This window comes from Flavobacterium aurantiibacter, assembly GCF_002251775.1.
In the GTDB taxonomy this organism is placed as follows: domain Bacteria; phylum Bacteroidota; class Bacteroidia; order Flavobacteriales; family Flavobacteriaceae; genus Flavobacterium; species Flavobacterium aurantiibacter.
Genome location: NZ_NOXX01000185.1, coordinates 1 through 17,877 on the forward strand (window position 1 = coordinate 1; position 17,877 = coordinate 17,877).

Below are 17,877 nucleotides of genomic sequence, written 5' to 3' on the forward strand. Positions count from 1 at the left end.
AACGACGACACGCTATCTGCAACACCATTCACAGTGGGTACACTTGCGGTAGGTGCTTCTGTAACAATCACAGCACCAGAGGTTCCGTTGTACATCGTAACGCAGGCAGATTTAGATGCAGGTCAATCTGTAAATACTGCTACTGTTACAGGAACTACTCCTGGTGGAGATACAACTACTGATATTTCAGACGATGGTATTTTAGGAAATGGTGGTGATAATCCAACTGTTACAGTTCTAACACCAGCTCCGTCGATGACATTAGTTAAGACCTCAGTATTGAATACCACTGTTGTTGGAGATCCAGCAGTTGCGAACGTTGGGGATACCATCCAGTACTCGTTTGTTGTTACCAATACAGGTAATGTTACTTTGAGCAACGTTGTTATCAACGACGACACGCTATCTGCAACACCATTCACAGTGGGTACACTTGCGGTAGGTGCTTCTGTAACAATCACAGCACCAGAGGTTCCGTTGTACATCGTAACGCAGGCAGATTTAGATGCAGGTCAATCTGTAAATACTGCTACTGTTACAGGAACTACTCCTGGTGGAGATACAACTACTGATATTTCAGACGATGGTATTTTAGGAAATGGTGGTGATAATCCAACTGTTACAGTTCTAACACCANACAGTAGGTGCTTCTGTAACGATTACTACACCAGATGTTCCATTGTACATCTTGACTCAAGCAGATTTAGATGCAGGTCAGGCTACAAACACAGCTACTGCTGCAGGAACTACTGCTGGCGGAGGTACTACAACCGATGTTTCAGATGATGGTATTACAGAAAATGGAAACGATAACCCAACGGTTACTCCATTAACGCAAGTTCCATCTCTTACAATGTTGAAGACAGGATTGTTTAATGATAACAATTCCGATGGTGTTCCACAAGTAGGAGAGACTATTACTTATACATTCACAGTCACAAATACAGGAAATGTTACAGTAACTAACGTATTAGTAAATGACGCTTTGACTGGCACAGTTCTGGTTCCTGTTACGCCAACAGATCTATTGCCTGGTCAAATAGGAACATTGACTGTTAATTATCCAATCACTCAGGCTAATATTGATGCAGGTCAGGTTCTGAACTCAGCAAGTACTACAGGATCTATACCTGGAGGTGGAAACACTACAGATGTATCAGATGAAGGAAATCCAGATAATGGTAATGATAATCCAACAATTACTCCGCTAACAACCTCAAGATTATCGCTGATCAAAACAGCTGTTGTTGGTGGTGACGGAGTTGTGGGCGACGTTATTACGTACACGTTCACAGTGACAAATGTGGGAACTGCAACAATATCTAACATTGTGATTAACGATGCTCTAACAAATACAGTTAATCAAGCGTTAGTTCCAGCAACGTTGAATCCAGGTGAAGTAGGTACTCTGACTGCTACTTATGTAATTACCCAAACTGACGTTAATAACTGTCAAGTTGTGAACACGGCGACTGTAGTTGGCCAGAATCCTGCTGGTGTCTTGATCACCGATGTATCGGATGATGGTGATAATACAAATGGTGATGACAACACTACAGTATCGACGCTTTGTACTATTAATAACGACATAGCTGTAGTTAAAACGGGAGTATTCAACGATTTGAATAACGACGGATTTGCCCAAGTAAACGAAACAATTACGTACACGTTTACAGTAACAAATACTGGAAATTCAATTCTTTACAACGCAGTTATAACTGATGACTTCTTGCCAGGACTTGTTTGGAACCTACCAACCCCTGTTACCATTCCTGAGCTACTTCCGGGCGAGTCATTCACTGGAATTCAAGCAGTGTACTATTTAACTCAAGAGGATTTAGACAGAGGTCAAGTTACTAACCAAGCTTCTGTTAGAGCTGTCGCTGCAAATGGTGAGATAGTTGAAGATATTTCAGATGATGACAGCAACAACTTCGATGATCCAACTGTAATAGTTCTTGATGGTTGTACAGTTAAAGTTTATAACTTAGTTTCACAGACAATTGCAGGTTACGAACATTTACATATTCAAGGTATAGAATGTTATCCAAACAATTCAGTGATGATTTACAACCGTTGGGGTGTATTAGTATACGAAACAACAGGTTATAACAATGAAGACAAAGCCTTCAGAGGTATATCAGAAGGTCGAGTGACAGTTGATAAATCGACTGGATTGCCAGAGGGTACTTACTATTACATCTTGAAATATGTAAAAGAAGGTCAACCGATCGAGAAAGCAGGATTCTTACATTTAACACGATAAACTATTTTCCGGGATCTCTCTCAGGGATCCCGGCCAAATACACAACAAATGAGAGCAAAAATTTGGATATTGTTAATGTTTAGCGCTTGTGCAACTTACGCGCAACAAGATGCTCAATACACGCAGTACATGTATAACACAGTGAATGTTAACCCAGCTTATGCGGGTTCGCGTGGTGTTTTAAGTATATTTGGATTACATAGAACGCAGTGGGTAGGTCTAGATGGAGCACCAACAACCAATAACGTCTCTATTCATTCGCCTATAGCCAATTCAAAGTTTGGAATAGGTCTGAGCGTTGTTAATGATAGAATTGGTATCTCCGATGAAAATACAGCTTCTGTTGATGTTTCATATTGGATTAAAACTTCTGAAGATTATAAATTATCTTTCGGTCTTAAAGCTTCTGCACATTTACTCAGCGTCGATTTTACAAGATTGACAGTTCTTCCAGGAGACAGCCCAAGCATTGGTCAAAACAATATTGATAACCGATTTACGCCAAATATTGGTGCTGGTATCTATCTACACAGTGACAAAACCTATGTAGGTTTATCTATACCGTTCATGCTTGAAACATTGCATTACGACGATAATTCCGCAAGTACAGCAAGCGAAAAAATGCATCTTTACTTTATAGCCGGACGCGTCTTTGATTTAAATCCAAATCTTAAATTTAAACCTGCTCTTCTTACTAAAGTGGTTAATGGAGCTCCTTTGCAAGTCGATTTGTCAGGTAACTTCCTTATTAATGAAAAATTTACTTTGGGTGTAGCTTATCGCTGGTCGGCGGCAATGAGTGCACTGGCAGGATTTCAAGTTAATGATTCATGGTTTGTTGGTTATGGGTATGATATGGAAACTACCAGGTTAGCAAATTACAATTCCGGCTCTCATGAAATCTTTTTACGTTTCGAGTTGTTTAAAAATTACGACAAAATTGTCTCGCCAAGATTCTTCTAATATGATGTCAAATAAAATTAAAGTCGTTCTAATCTTGTTGTTGTCTTGCCTAACAACAGGTGCTTCTTTTGCTCAAAAGAAAAGTCTTGAAAAGGCAGACAAGAAATATAGCAGGTTTGCCTATGTGGATGCAATTGAAATTTTAGAAAAAGTAGCAAAAAAAGGTTATAAGGATGAAAAGATGTTTCTTAAACTTGGAAATGCCTATTTCTTTAACGCCGAATACGATAAGGCAGAAGCAGTATATCGGGAACTATTTGCCCTAAATTCAGAACAGAATGAACAAGTCATTTATAGATATGCACTTTCATTAAAGTCTGTTGGAAAGTATGAAGAAGCCGATAAGTATCTTGAAAAATTCAATGCTATCGCTAGTGCTGATAAAAGAGCGTCTTTGTTTAACGATAATCGCGATTATCTAGAAGTTATTAAAATGAATTCTAAACGCTATTACGTAGAAGACGCAGGTATAAATTCGGTTTATTCTGATTACGGTTCTTCTATGAATGGCGACAAGTTAGTTTTTGCAACTGCTAGAGATACAGGAGGACTTTCCAAAAAGAAATTTAAGTGGAACAACAAGTATTTTACAAATCTGTTTTCTTCTGATGTTAAGGAAGACTTCGATGCGCCACTGGGAAATCCAAAACGTTATGGAAAGAAGTTAAATTCAAAATTCCATGAAGCTTCTGCTGTTTTTACCAAAGATGGCACAACAATGTATTTCACTAGAAATAACTACTTAAACGGCCAAATACGTAGGAATGATAGCAAAGATGTCCTACTTAAAATTTACCGCGCTAAATGGATTAATGGTACTTGGTCTAATGTTATTGAACTGCCATTTGATAGTGATGAGTATTCATGTGCTCACCCCGCTTTATCTCCCGATGAAAAAACAATGTATTTTGCATCTGATATGCCAGGTAGTTTTGGAGCTTCAGACTTATATAAAGTTGCAATAAACCCAGATGGTAGCTTCGGAACCCCAGTCAATTTAGGTTCAAAAATCAATACTCCTGGAAGAGAAACCTTCCCGTTTGTTAGTACTGAGGGCGAATTATACTTCGCTTCAGATGGCCATCCTGGATTGGGCGGACTCGATATATTTGTTACCAAATTTAAAACCGATGGAACTTTTGGTAGCGTACAAAATTTAGGAACGCCACTAAATAGCAGAAAAGACGATTTCGGATTTTATATGAATCCAGTGGGTAGAACCGGTTTTTTCACTAGTAACCGAGAAAGTGGTAAAGGATTCGACGATATATACAAATTTACAGAACTTAAAAAGTTAAATTGTGAGCAAGTGCTTGAAGGCATTCTTCGTGATGTAGATACAAACGAGCCTGTAGTGGATGCCCAGTTAACCCTGTTCTCAGCTGATATGGATAAAATCGCAACGATCACAACAAATAAAGAAGGATTTTATTCTTTTGGAACAGTTGATTGCGATACAAAACTCTTTGTCAGAGCTGACAAAGTAGATTACGAAACCACTGAGATTCCTATCAACACGCCGAAACTTACAGGTAATACATATATTCCCTTAACACTTAAAAAGCGTCTTGTTAAAATAGAACAAGGAACCGACTTAGCAGAACGCGATGTTTTAGATATTCCGACTATTTACTTCGATCTTGATAAATCATTCATACGAAAAGACGCGGCATTTGAGCTTGAAAAAGTACTCGCTGTCATGAATCAATATCCAAAAATGAAAATTGATGTGCGGTCACATACAGACAGCCGTCAAACGAAAGAATACAATCAAAGACTTTCTGAACGACGAGCAAAATCTACAATAGCATGGTTGGTTAGAAACGGAATTTCTCCTGATCGAATTACTGGTCGAGGATATGGAGAAACGCAACTAGTTAACAGATGTGCCGACGGCGTCAAATGTTCCGAAGCTGAACATCAAATGAACAGAAGATCACAATTTATTGTTGTTGAATTCTAAATTAAGCGAACGGAATAATGAAGCTCAAGGTAGTCATAAGTTTCCTTTTTTTATCCTGCTTCTGTCTAGCGCAGGAAAAAGAAGTTGCTCAAGCTACTCAGCAGTTCAATGATTTTGCTTATTTCGATGCAATAAAAATCTACGAACGCGTCGCAGCAAGTGGATATAAATCAAAAGAACTTTTCCAAAAGTTAGGTAATGCTTATTATTTCAGCGCCGATTACGAAAATGCAGCTAAAGCTTACAAAGAACTTTTTGCATTAACCGATGATCAGCATCCTGAATATTTCTATCGTTATGCACAAGCACTTAAATCCATTGAAGACTACGACTTATCAAAAGTCTATATGGATAAGTTTGCAGCATTCAATATCGGAGATAAAAGAGCAAATGTCTATCTAAAAAAAAACGATTACCTAAAAGCAATAAAACAGAATTCCGGAAGATATAACATCAAAATCTCCGAGTTTAATTCGCCTTATTCAGATTATGGTGGGGCTTTTCTTGGAAATAAACTAGTTTTTACCACTACAAGAGACACCGGCGGTGCCTTTAAATCTAAAATGAAGTGGACCAACGCAGCCTTCTCTAATTTTTATCAGGTGTCCTTCGACAATGATGGATCTGCAAATAAAGCCGAACGATTTAATTCAAAAGTAAATTCGGTTTTAAACGAATCGAGCGCAGTTTTTACCGCAGATGGAAAAACGATGTATTTTACCCGAAACAATTATTTGAACGGCAAAAGACACAAAAATAATCGAGAGCAGGTTTTATTGAAAATATACAAAGCAACTCTTGACGATGGAAAGTGGGGAGATGTTGAAGAACTTCCGTTTAATAGCGATGAATTTTCTACAGCCCACCCAGCTTTAAGTCTTGATGAGAAATATTTATACTTCGCTTCAGATCGTCCAGGTGGAGTAGGTAAGTCCGACCTGTACGTAGTCGAAATAAAAAAAGATGGTACTTTCGGTGAAGTTCAAACGCTTGGTCCAGAAATAAATACCGAATCTAGAGAAACATTTCCATTTGTTACTGGCGATAATACACTATATTTTGCTAGTGACGGTCATCCCGGTCTCGGTGGAACAGATGTATTTGCCACAAAATTAAAAAGTCCGACAACTACAGAGGAAATTCAAAATGTTGGCGAACCCGTCAATTCTCCTTTCGATGATTTTGCTTTTATTATTGACGATAAAAACAAGAATGGTTTTTTTACATCGAATCGTCCCTCAGAATTTGGAGATGACGATATATATCAATTAACGGAAATTAAGCCTCTAGAGTGTAAGCAAAAAGTGGTAGGTGTTGTAGTAGATGAAAAAACACAGCAACCGCTTCCAAACGCACAAGTTATTTTATTGGACAAGAATTTGCAACGCATAGACGAAATGTACGCAAATGATAAGGGAGGATTTAGTTTTGAGCTTAATTGTAAAAGCGTGTACACGTTGCGAGCTAATAAACAATCCTACGAAACCAATGAAGTTCTTGTCAAAACACCCGATTTCTCTGGAGATGTTTCAGCTAAAATCGCGCTCTCACAAAAAACACCTCGTTTCCAAAAAGGAGAAGATATCGCTCCAAAAGTAGGTATCAAAATGATTTATTTCGATCTTGATAAATCATTTATACGTCCCGATGCTGCAATAGAGCTTGAAAAAATTAGACAAGTTTTGATAGAATATCCTAATATGAAAATAGATATTCGAAGCCATACCGATTGCCGAGCCACAGCTGCTTACAATGAAAAGTTGTCTGATCGTCGAGCACAATCAACTCGACAGTGGTTAATAGATAATGGTATCGATGCAAGCCGACTTTCAGCGAGAGGATACGGTGAATCTCAACCAATTAACAAGTGTGTCGATGGTGTTAAATGTTCGGAAGAAGAGCATCAGGCTAACCGACGATCACAGTTTATTATTCTCTCCCTATAATTTTCCATTAAAAAAATTGTTAATACTGAGCTTTAGGCATCGGTAGCACAATCGAATTGTTAAATTTGCGTGCTTCACTAAACATATTTTCGAAATATTGTATCTATGAAAATTAAATGGCTTTTATTCTGCCTGTTTTTATTGAGTATCCCTGCAGGTTTTGCACAAAACATTACAAAAGAAGTTTTGTTTACTGTGGATGGTGAACCTTTTTACACCGATGAGTTTGCACGCGTTTACAAAAAGAATATTGATCTAGTCAAAGATGAGAGTCAGAAAGACCTAAACCAGTATTTAGATTTATATATCGGCTACAAACTAAAAATCATAAAAGCTAATAAGTTAGGTTTGCAAAACGGGACTGCCTACCAAAACGAATTGAAGTCTTACAGATCGCAATTGGCGAAAAATTACCTTACAGATACTAAGGTTACCGAAGAACTTGTCGCCGAAGCCTATGAGCGTTCGAAGTTTGAAATTAAAGCCGCTCATATCTTAATTTCATGCGATGAAAATGCGTCGCCGGCAGACACGCTCAAAGCATTTAACAAAATTTCAGAAATCCGTAATCGCATAACTAAAGGTGAAGAATTCGGAAAATTAGCGAAAGAGTTTTCGGAAGATCCATCAGCAAAAGAAAACTCCGGAGATTTGGGCTTCTTTTCTGTTTTTAGAATGGTTTATCCATTCGAATCTGGAGCTTATAAAACTGCTGTCGGTAAAATTTCGAATCCTGTTAGAACCCGTTTTGGATATCATATCATTAAAGTTTTAGAAAAACGAGCTAATCGTGGCGAGGTGAACGTAGCACATATCATGATCGCTAAGCCAGGAAATACTGATGGCGACGCGAAAGCAAAAGTTAAAATAGCCGAAATCTATCAAAAATTGCAGCAAGGGGAGAAGTTTGAAACTCTCGCAGAAATGTATTCTGAGGATCAATCTACCGCGAAAAAAGGCGGAGTCTTAAACAAGTTTGCTTCTGGCGATTTAACTTCTGAAGAATTCGAAGATGTTGCCTTTAGCTTGTCTGCAGAAAAAGCAATTAGCGAACCTTTTGAAACTGAATTCGGTTGGCACATAGTGAAGTTTTTGCAAAGATTCCCGATGAAACCTTTTCAGGAGGTAAAAAGCGACTTGGAGTCACGAATCAAAAAGGACGAAAGATCTCGAAAAATTACAAATAGCCTGGTTGAAAAACTAACTGCAAAATATAGTCCTAAAACGGATCAAAAGACCTACAAAGCCGTAGAAAAAATCTTTGACGACTCTTTTTATAAAGGCGAATGGAAGCTGCCGGCAGATACGAAGGCTTTCGAAAAAACGATCTATACTGTAGACAAGCAGCAATATAAAGCAATAGATTTTATTCAATACGTAGAAAAACGACAAAAGGCAGCTCCCGATGTTAAGCCTATTGCGAAGCTCGTAGAAAATCTATACCAGTCATTTACCGCAGAAAAGCTCCAAGAGTATTACAATAATAACTTGGAAAACGAGTTTTCTGAATTTGCAGATATTATGACAGAATATAGAGATGGCTTACTTCTTTTTGATTTAATGGAGAAAGAAATCTGGCAGAAAGCAAAAACCGACACCATTGGTTTGCAGAATTTTTATAACAGCAACAAATCCGCTTACCGTTGGAAAAAAAGATTTGAAGGTATTATAGCATCAAGTGTAACTAAAGATTTAGTAACGAAAACCAAGAAAGCACTTAAGAATAAAACTGCAATTGCAGACATCAAAAAGGAACTAAACAAAGACGGAAAATCAGTCATGATTACAGAAGGTACTTTTGATGAAAACAGCGATGCCTATCCAGCAACACTTGCCTGGAAAGAAGGTCTTAGCGAGGTGCTTCAGAAAGGAGATTACTTCTACGTGATTGAAATAAAGAAAATACTACCCGCTGCCGACAAAACTTTCGAGGAGGCAAAAGGAAAAATCATCAACGATTATCAGCAATATCTCGAAAGTAACTGGGTAACAAACCTTAAAAAAGATTTTAAAATCGACGTAAATCAGGCCGCTTTCGAACGAGTGAAAGCCGCTTTGAAATAGTAAACATTCACTTATGGAAAAACGCTTTTATGCGCTCTTGTTGGTATTTCTTTCCACAACCTTATTTGCACAGGAAATTATAAAGGATACCGTTAAACCGATTCAGATCCCTAAATCTAAACAGAAAATCGACGGAATTGTCGCTACAGTTGGGGATTACTTAGTTCTAGATTCCGATATCGATAAAAGCTTCTTGGAACTCACAAGTACCCGAAACTCAATCGATGGGATTACACGTTGCCAGATGATCGGCAAGCTCCTCGAAGAACGCCTTTACGCGCACCAAGCCGTTCAAGACAGTATTGTTGTAAGCGATGCGGAAATTAATGGTACATTAGAAGAAAAGTTGTCTGTAATGATCGAGCAAATCGGCAGCATGGACAAATTGGTAAAATTCTTCAAGAAAAACTCCGAAGAAGAACTTCGATCTACATTTTTTGACGTTTTAAAGATGAGCCGACTCGCTTCTGAAATGCAGAAAAAAATTGTTGAAAAAGTTGAAATTACACCGGAAGAGGTTCGAAATTACTTTAAATCAATACCGAAAGCTGATTTACCCGTTTTCGGCGATGAAGTCGAAGTAGCACAAATAGTCATCAAGCCAAAAATCTCCGATGAAGAAAAGCAAAAGGTAATCGATAAACTCAAAGAACTCAAGCGAGACGTTATTAACGGAAGTAGTTTCTTTTCGAAAGCCGTTTTATATTCACAAGATCCCGGTTCCAAATCGAACGGTGGATACTACAAAATGAATCGGAAAACGCCTTTTGTTAAGGAATTTAAAGACGTAGCTTTTAGTTTGAACGAGGGCGAAATTTCCGAACCTTTTGAAACCGAATTTGGTTATCACATTATTCTTGTCGAAAAAATCAGAGGCCAAGAAGTCGATTTGCGTCACATCCTACTTATCCCTAAAGTTTCCGATGAAGCCCTCAAAGAAGCCAAGGACGAGATTACCGAAATTCGAAAACGCATTTTGGCGGGAGATATAACATTTGGCGATGCTGCAAGAGCCTCTTCCGATGAAAAAGAAACCAAGAATAACGGCGGACAACTTGTAAACCCTAGAACACTCGATACCCGTTTCGATCTTACAAAAATGGATCCGTCATTGTACTCGCAAGTGTCAAATCTTAAGCAAGGCGAAATTTCAGTACCGTTTCTAGATACCGATCAAACGCAAAAGAAAATGTACAAAATCATTACGGTTACCAATCGAATTCCTTCGCATACCGCCGATTATGCACAAGATTTCCTCAAAATCAAAGATTTAGCTTTGAAAGAAAAACAATTTAAAGCCATCGCTAAATGGACCAATGAGAAAATCAAAGAAACATTCATAAAAATTAATGGAGAATACCGCGATTGTCTTTTTGAAAGCAATTGGTTAAAAAAATAATTCAAAATGTCAGACGTAGCAGCAGTTCAAAGCCTTGTTCAAAAACGACTTGCATTGAAGTCCGAGATCGCAAAAGTGATTGTAGGACAAGACGAAGTAGTCGATCAGATTTTACTCAGTATCTTTTCCGGTGGCCATGCTTTATTGGTTGGCGTTCCGGGTTTGGCGAAAACGCTCATGGTAAATACCATCGCACAAAGTTTGGGATTGCAGTTTAAGCGTCTTCAATTTACGCCGGATTTAATGCCTTCCGATATTTTAGGAAGCGAAATTCTAGACGAAAATCGAACTTTTAAATTTATTAAAGGGCCTGTTTTTTCTAATATCATTCTTGCCGACGAGATTAACCGTACTCCTCCTAAAACACAAGCCGCCTTACTAGAAGCTATGCAAGAGCGCGCGGTTACCATTGCCGGCCACAACTACAAACTCGATTTGCCGTATTTTGTTTTAGCAACACAAAACCCAATAGAGCAGGAAGGAACTTATCCTTTGCCAGAAGCACAGCTCGATCGTTTTATGTTTTCAATTAAGCTTGATTATCCAAGTTTTGAAGAAGAAGTTGCTGTCGTAAAAAATACCACTTCGGATTACAAGCCACAAATTCAAGCGTTATTTACTGCGGAAGAAATAATTTCTTACCAAGAACTTATTCGCCGTGTTCCGGTTGCAGATAATGTTATTGAATACGCGGTGCGTTTAGTTTCAAAAACACGACCAAATTCGATAGATGCATCAGATTTTATCAAAAACTACATCGATTGGGGAGCTGGACCTCGTGCTTCACAGAACCTCATTCTAGCAGCTAAGGCCCATGCGTTATTTAACGGAAAATTTTCGCCAGATTCAGAAGATGTTAAAGCCGTTGCAGTAGGAATCTTGCGTCATCGTGTTGTTAAAAATTATAAAGCAGATGCTGAAAATATTACTATTGAAGCGATAATCGAAAAGCTATTTTAAGACCGATTATTGCTAATTTCGGATTTTAAACGCTCGTTTTTAATAATTTTAGAGACGAGCGTTTTTTATTTGATAAATCCTCAAAAGTTGTTTAGAATCAAACGGTATTAGCTTTCGCCGAACAACAACTACCAACGTTTTCGTAAATTTGCACCGCAAACAAATAAGTAAAATCATGGCTTTTGATATTGAAATGATTAAAAAGGTTTACGCAACCATGCCAGAGCGCGTAAACAAGGCGCGTGAATTGGTGGGAAGACCTTTAACGCTAACCGAAAAAATATTATACAACCACCTTTGGGAAGGTAATCCGACGCAGGTTTTTTCTCGTGGAAAAGACTACGTAGATTTTGCTCCAGACCGCGTAGCTTGTCAGGATGCAACAGCCCAAATGGCGCTACTTCAGTTTATGCATGCCGGTAAATCAAAAGTTGCCGTACCAACAACGGTACACTGCGACCACTTGATCCAAGCGAAAGTTGATGCAGCAACCGATTTAGCTCGCGCGAAACAACAGTCGAGTGAAGTTTTCGATTTCCTTTCATCGGTATCAAATAAATACGGAATTGGATTTTGGAAACCAGGTGCAGGAATTATTCACCAAGTAGTATTAGAAAACTATGCATTTCCGGGAGGAATGATGATTGGTACCGATTCACACACAGTAAATGCTGGTGGATTGGGAATGATTGCCATTGGAGTAGGAGGTGCCGATGCCGTAGACGTTATGTCGGGAATGGCTTGGGAATTGAAGTTCCCAAAACTTATAGGTGTAAAACTTACAGGTAAATTATCGGGTTGGACAGCACCAAAAGACGTAATTCTGAAAGTGGCTGGAATCCTTACTGTAAAGGGAGGAACTGGCGCTGTTGTTGAGTATTTCGGCGAAGGTGCTACCGCAATGTCTTGTACCGGTAAAGGAACCATTTGTAATATGGGTGCTGAAATTGGCGCAACAACGTCAACTTTTGGATATGATGAGTCGATGGCGCGCTACTTGCGTTCTACAAATCGTGCCGATGTTGCCGATGCTGCCGACGCGATTGCACCTTATTTAACGGGTGATCCAGAAGTATACGCAAATCCAGAACAGTATTTCGATCAAGTAATCGAAATCAATTTATCAGAATTGGAGCCCCATTTGAACGGTCCGTTTACACCAGATTTAGCTACACCTATTTCAAGAATGCGTGAAGAAGCTATCAAAAATAACTGGCCACTTCGCGTAGAAATAGGATTGATAGGATCTTGTACCAACTCGTCGTACGAAGATATTTCTCGTGCAGCGTCGCTTGCTAAGCAAGTTGCCGATAAAAAATTGAAGACCAAAGCTGCTTTTACCATTACTCCAGGTTCAGAAGTTGTTCGTTCAACAATCGAAAGAGATGGTTTCATTGACACCTTCAACCAAATTGGTGCTACTGTGTTTGCAAATGCTTGTGGTCCGTGTATCGGAATGTGGGATCGCGAAGGCGCAGAAAAAGAAGAGCGAAACACGATTGTACACTCGTTCAACAGAAACTTTTCGAAACGTGCCGACGGTAATCCAAACACCTTAGCTTTCGTTGGTTCTCCAGAGCTTGTTACCGCTTTAGCGATTGCGGGAGACCTCGGATTTAACCCAATCACCGATACATTAATTAATGAAGATGGCGAAGAGGTTAAATTAGATGAACCAACTGGAAATGAGTTGCCAGCAAAAGGTTTCTATGCTGAAGATCCAGGATACCAAGCGCCGGCCGAAGACGGAAGTGGCGTTACAGTAGCTGTGAGTCCGACGAGCGAGCGTTTACAGCTTTTAGCTCCGTTTGAACCTTGGGACGGAAACAACATTACAGGTGCTAAATTGCTGATTAAAGCTTTCGGGAAATGTACTACTGATCACATATCGATGGCTGGTCCGTGGTTGCGATTCCGTGGTCACCTTGACAACATTTCAAACAATATGCTTATTGGCGCGATTAACGCCTTCAACCAAAAAGCGAATTCGGTTAAGAATCAGCTTACAGGAGCGTACGATGCAGTACCGGCCGTACAACGCGCTTATAAAGCTGCGGGAATACCGTCGATTGTAGTTGGCGATCACAACTACGGCGAAGGATCGTCTCGTGAGCATGCTGCCATGGAGCCGCGATTCTTAGGTGTAAAAGCCGTTTTGGTGAAGTCGTTTGCACGTATTCACGAAACTAACTTGAAAAAGCAAGGTATGTTGGCACTTACATTTGCCAATGAAGCAGATTACGATAAAATTCGTGAAAACGACACGATTAATTTCAAAGATTTAACGTCGTTTGCACCGGGTGTACCACTTACGTTAGAATTTATTCACGAGGATGGTACTACAGATACCATTCTGGCAAATCATACGTACAATGAAGGTCAAATTGCTTGGTTTAAAGCAGGTTCAGCATTGAATTTGATTGCTGCTGCCGGAGCTGCATAAATCCTTTTGTACATTTTTATAAAGTCTGCCCAGCTCAAAAAGTTGGGCAGATTTTTTTTGAGTGTGGTAGTAGAAAATGATTAAAATGCAAGATGCGAACTGTTTGCGGTAGTTCACGGTGCTAAAAAATCGAAGTATTTTGTGTGTAGATAATCATTAGGTTCAAATGAAATCAGCTCATTTTTAAAGTCTAAAGTGATATTAAATCTTTTTAAGAACGAGTTACCTATAATGCCGTCAATTCCATTTATGTTCATAATTCCATTTTGGATTTGAGCCACACCGCCAGGGATTTTATAAAAATGGAAATCTGCGATATTTATCTGTGGAAAATAGACATTAAAGATTTTTCCAGTATTTCCGTCACTGCTGGTAATATTTGAAACAGCAAAGCATTGCTTATAAACATCCAAAAGTTTGTTTAAATTAACATAACTGGTACTTAAGTCTAGGATTCTGTCGCTACCCGTATCTATTTCGAGGCATACGTTTCTGGTTTTGCCATCTATAGTTTTTATTCGGATATCCACAAAGGGAACTCGCTCTTTATATTTGAATTTGATGGTATTTTGCTTTTGATTTTTAAACGAAACTTTATCAAAAAGATATACCAGTTTTTTGTCGTAGTTTATTTCAATACAAAACCTTTTTAAAAGAGATAAACCTAAAACACCATCCCATAACTCATTTGGGTATGGAATGGATATAAAACTCAAGTTGTCAATTTCTTGAAGCCCCCATTTTGCCTTGTTGCCTGAGCTTTTTTTAACGATATTTATTCCTGTGGTTCCGCTGTTTGTTTCCTCAGAATCAAAGTTTAATTTTAATTTTTTCTTAGTGATAATCTCACTATTTATAACCATGTCGCTTGCTCCTGTATCGATGAGAAATAGTAATGAATCGACATCGTTTACTTTAACATATGTGTAGATTCTATTATCGCTCTTTAAGAAAAACTGAATAGAGTCGATCGGTTTAGATTGACTAAAAGCTTCGCCAAAGAATAGTAGGACAGCAAGTACATGGATCGTTTTCCAAATTTTCATTTTCTAAAACTTTTATTTTTTAGTTACTGATAATCAATTATTTACTATTCTTGCTCGTTAGAATGTAATGGAGTTAAAGAAATTCTCGCTTTCCGAGTTGTTCGCCTTTCCTTGTATGTTTACAAAGAGAAAATTGTAACTGTAACTCCCTTTCACGAATATTAAAGCGTCTATTATATTCGGCAGTTCTTTGGTAGGCTTTTGTAGTTCTAACTTAATTTTTAATGAGTTTTCGCCTTTAAAGTTTATAATTTCAGATGATAACAAATTAGCCTTATTTCCTTTGCTATTCATCCGTTCCATGAACAGGTCTTCAATAGTTTTAAAAACCTGTTTGTTTTTTATACCCTCTTTTATCACATCGGGCGTAAATAAATCAGATAAGTTGTTTTCAATAATAATAAGGTTGTAGTTTTTTTCGATATTTTTTGAAAAGTAAACTTGTACATTATCTTGTTCTGATTTCTTAGGTTCATTGGACACCGTGACACTGATGTTATTATGGAGTTTAATCACGTTATCTTGTGCATGAGCGGCTGATACTACGATTAAGAAGGCAACGAAAATGATTCTTTTCATGATTTTTCTGTTTTTACTTTTGATACATTTCTCTTGAATGTTGACAGACAATTGTTACTTACCGCTCGTGTTTAAATAGTCGTATTTTTTATATGTTTTCTGTCGTCTTTTATTTGAAATGGTCAGATTTTCAACAGTGAAGAACTAGTGTTTAGTAGAGAATACAACGAAGTTTTTAGAATTTGCAATGTTATTTTAGGTTTGCACAAACACTAAGGTTGCCGCTTAACCATGTATTTTAGTTTTTGTTTGAAGCTTAATTGCATTGTGCAAAAAAATCAGAAAACACGAATCGCAAGCATCTAGAAAACTGTTGCAAACGTATGGTAGTTTGAAAAGTAACACTTGTCAAAAGTTGCTACTTTTTTATTTTAATGAATTTCTAGAATAGATGGAAGAAGCGTTTAAATGCCAGCTCTTTCTACTTAGTTGTATAGATTGTTTTGTACCCGATTCAAATCGTGATTAACTCAACGTGGATCTGATTTTTCCGCGTAAGCGACGGCAGCGGAAAGCTTGCGCGAAACGGGCTTAGCAATTGCGGTTTGGTGCGGCGACCAACGGAAGCCCGTGCCAAAGCTTGCAATTGCTTGGCTCGGTTGGTGCCACTTGCAGCGAACGGCGCGACCCCGCCCAGCGATACATTTTCGTTAGGATGTATGCGCGGGGATACGCCCAAAAAAAACCGGAACACCTTGTAGGCATTCCGGCACAGTATAGTGGTTAGGTTAGTTTCTATTAATAATAGGTGAAGCGGCGCACTTTTGAAATGTACTTTGCCAAGCGAATTACTTGGTGGCTGTAGCCGTATTCGTTGTCGTACCACACATATAAGACTACGTTTTTGCCGTCGGCCGAAACTATGGTAGCGTTGCTGTCGTAAATAGCTGGCGCTGAAGTTCCGATAATGTCTGACGATACTAATTCGTTGTTTAAAGAATATTTTATTTGTTCGACCAGTTCGCCTTCGAGTGCGTACTTTTTCATGATTTTGTTTACTTCGTCGATGCTGGTTTTTTTGCCAACTTCTAAGTTTAAAACCACAAGGGAACCGTTTGGAACCGGAACGCGAATGGCATTTGAAGTGAGTTTTCCGGTAAGCGACGGCAATGCTTTAGCAACCGCACTTCCGGCACCCGTTTCGGTAATAACCATGTTTAAACCCGCTGCGCGTCCGCGACGGTATTTCTTGTGCATATTATCAACCAAATTCTGGTCGTTCGTGTAAGCGTGAATCGTTTCGAGGTGTCCTTTTACAACGCCGAGCGTATCTTCAACAGCTTTTAAAATAGGTGTGATGGCGTTTGTGGTACAAGAAGCCGCAGAAAAAATATCGATTTCATCTGGGTTGTATTCGTTTTGATTAACGCCGTGAACAATATTCGGCACGCCTTTTCCAGGAGCGGTAAGCAACACTTTTGAAACGCCTTTGGAAACTAAATGACGTGCCAAGGCCTCTTGAGTGGTAAACGCACCGGTGTTGTCGATAACCAATGCATCGTCTATGCCGTACGCGGTGTAATCGATATCTTCAGGTTTTTGTGCTGTAATCAAATGAACTGTTGTGCCATTGATAATCAATGCGTTATTTTCGGTGTCGGCTACAACCGAACCTTGGAAATCGCCGTGAATCGAGTCGTAACGCAGCAAAGACGCTCTTTTTTCGATGCTCACGGCGTCGTTTTGATCACGCGTTACTACGGCTCGCAAGCGCAACTGGTTTCCCTTGCCCATTTTCGACATCATTTCGCGTGCGAGCAAACGGCCAATGCGTCCGAATCCGTAAAGAACGACATCTTTTGGTGTGATATCGGCCGATGATTTGGCGCTTTTAAGCTTGTCGATGACAAAAGCTTTGGCATTGCTGTATTTATCGTCTTCCATGTGGAATTCGTAGGTCAGTTTTCCTAAGTCGAGTTTGCTTGGTGGCAAATCTAGGCTCAGTACCGCTTTTGCGATTTCAACGGTATCGAAGACACTGATGGGTTTTCCGACAAATTCGCCGGCGTATTCGTGCAAATTGATAATGTCGCTGACCGTTCTATCGATAAGTTGGTTGCGAAAGAGTACCATTTCGATGGATTTTTCGTACCATAAATCGCTAATAGTCTTGATTAATTCCACACCGGCTCTGCGTCGGTCCGCCTGAAAAGTCAGCTCCTTTTCATACATTGCGTTGGTTGTCATGATTGAATATTGAAGTTAGACGCGGCAAAAGTAATTAATTTGTTGATTTACGAAAACGATT

At 38.9% G+C, this 17,877-nt stretch carries 12 protein-coding genes; 9 read left to right on the forward strand and 3 right to left on the reverse strand.

Annotation, left to right across the window (positions count from 1 at the left end; genetic code table 11):
• The first annotated feature begins 33 nt into the window (after positions 1 to 33).
• From CHX27_RS06545 to CHX27_RS06585, 9 genes are all read left to right on the forward strand, one after another.
• On the forward strand, positions 34 to 786 hold the full coding sequence (locus CHX27_RS06545) for a DUF7507 domain-containing protein (RefSeq protein WP_449403962.1): 753 nt from the start codon (positions 34 to 36) through the stop codon (positions 784 to 786).
• Positions 680 to 2,266 (forward strand): DUF7507 domain-containing protein, encoded by a 1,587-nt coding sequence (locus CHX27_RS06550; protein WP_133063429.1) that lies wholly within the window; start codon positions 680 to 682, stop codon positions 2,264 to 2,266. The genes CHX27_RS06545 and CHX27_RS06550 overlap by 107 nt, the downstream gene beginning before the upstream one ends.
• Positions 2,267 to 2,314: 48 nt before the next feature.
• On the forward strand, positions 2,315 to 3,229 hold the full coding sequence (locus tag CHX27_RS06555; protein ID WP_094485963.1) for a PorP/SprF family type IX secretion system membrane protein: 915 nt from the start codon (positions 2,315 to 2,317) through the stop codon (positions 3,227 to 3,229).
• Entirely contained in the window at positions 3,162 to 5,192 is a 2,031-nt protein-coding gene (locus CHX27_RS06560; RefSeq protein WP_317048273.1) for an OmpA family protein, read from the forward strand. Before CHX27_RS06555 ends, CHX27_RS06560 begins: the two co-directional genes overlap by 68 nt.
• A gap of 17 nt (positions 5,193 to 5,209) precedes the next feature.
• Positions 5,210 to 7,138 carry an OmpA family protein gene (locus CHX27_RS06565; RefSeq protein ID WP_094485964.1) on the forward strand — a complete coding sequence of 643 codons (1,929 nt, stop codon included), beginning with the start codon at positions 5,210 to 5,212 and terminating at the stop codon, positions 7,136 to 7,138.
• A gap of 105 nt (positions 7,139 to 7,243) precedes the next feature.
• Complete coding sequence (locus CHX27_RS06570; RefSeq protein ID WP_094485965.1) at positions 7,244 to 9,202, forward strand: peptidylprolyl isomerase; 1,959 nt, start codon at positions 7,244 to 7,246, stop codon at positions 9,200 to 9,202.
• Positions 9,203 to 9,215: 13 nt separating this feature from the next.
• The gene (locus CHX27_RS06575; protein ID WP_094485966.1) at positions 9,216 to 10,601 is read left to right on the forward strand and encodes a peptidylprolyl isomerase; all 1,386 of its coding nucleotides are present in this window, start codon (positions 9,216 to 9,218) and stop codon (positions 10,599 to 10,601) included.
• Positions 10,602 to 10,607: 6 nt separating this feature from the next.
• Positions 10,608 to 11,561 (forward strand): AAA family ATPase, encoded by a 954-nt coding sequence (locus tag CHX27_RS06580; protein ID WP_094485967.1) that lies wholly within the window; start codon positions 10,608 to 10,610, stop codon positions 11,559 to 11,561.
• 175 nt (positions 11,562 to 11,736) lie between these two features.
• Complete coding sequence (locus tag CHX27_RS06585; RefSeq protein WP_094485968.1) at positions 11,737 to 14,004, forward strand: aconitate hydratase; 2,268 nt, start codon at positions 11,737 to 11,739, stop codon at positions 14,002 to 14,004.
• 113 nt (positions 14,005 to 14,117) lie between these two features.
• On the opposite strand, the gene CHX27_RS06590 is transcribed toward CHX27_RS06585, so the two are convergent.
• From CHX27_RS06590 to CHX27_RS06605, 3 genes are all read right to left on the reverse strand, one after another.
• Complete coding sequence (locus tag CHX27_RS06590; RefSeq protein ID WP_094485969.1) at positions 14,118 to 15,050, reverse strand: pepsin/retropepsin-like aspartic protease family protein; 933 nt, start codon at positions 15,048 to 15,050, stop codon at positions 14,118 to 14,120.
• A gap of 57 nt (positions 15,051 to 15,107) precedes the next feature.
• A complete protein-coding gene (locus CHX27_RS06595; RefSeq protein WP_133063430.1) occupies positions 15,108 to 15,629 on the reverse strand; it encodes a hypothetical protein in 522 nt (173 codons plus the stop codon).
• Positions 15,630 to 16,367: 738 nt separating this feature from the next.
• Positions 16,368 to 17,816: a glyceraldehyde-3-phosphate dehydrogenase gene (locus CHX27_RS06605; protein WP_094485972.1), complete on the reverse strand. Its 1,449-nt coding sequence runs from the start codon at positions 17,814 to 17,816 to the stop codon at positions 16,368 to 16,370.
• Positions 17,817 to 17,877 lie beyond the last annotated feature (61 nt).

Bases quoted from the DNA above. Each gene is read 5' to 3' on its own strand.
- CHX27_RS06555 (WP_094485963.1), top strand. From the start codon at position 2,315: ATGAGAGCAAAAATTTGGATATTGTTAATGTTTAGCGCTTGTGCAACT.
- CHX27_RS06575 (WP_094485966.1), top strand. From the start codon at position 9,216: ATGGAAAAACGCTTTTATGCGCTCTTGTTGGTATTTCTTTCCACAACC.
- CHX27_RS06585 (WP_094485968.1), top strand. From the start codon at position 11,737: ATGGCTTTTGATATTGAAATGATTAAAAAGGTTTACGCAACCATGCCA.
- CHX27_RS06580 (WP_094485967.1), top strand. From the start codon at position 10,608: ATGTCAGACGTAGCAGCAGTTCAAAGCCTTGTTCAAAAACGACTTGCA.
- CHX27_RS06570 (WP_094485965.1), top strand. From the start codon at position 7,244: ATGAAAATTAAATGGCTTTTATTCTGCCTGTTTTTATTGAGTATCCCT.
- CHX27_RS06595 (WP_133063430.1), bottom strand. From the start codon at position 15,629: ATGAAAAGAATCATTTTCGTTGCCTTCTTAATCGTAGTATCAGCCGCT.
- CHX27_RS06565 (WP_094485964.1), top strand. From the start codon at position 5,210: ATGAAGCTCAAGGTAGTCATAAGTTTCCTTTTTTTATCCTGCTTCTGT.
- CHX27_RS06605 (WP_094485972.1), bottom strand. From the start codon at position 17,816: ATGACAACCAACGCAATGTATGAAAAGGAGCTGACTTTTCAGGCGGAC.
- CHX27_RS06590 (WP_094485969.1), bottom strand. From the start codon at position 15,050: ATGAAAATTTGGAAAACGATCCATGTACTTGCTGTCCTACTATTCTTT.
- CHX27_RS06560 (WP_317048273.1), top strand. From the start codon at position 3,162: ATGAAATCTTTTTACGTTTCGAGTTGTTTAAAAATTACGACAAAATTG.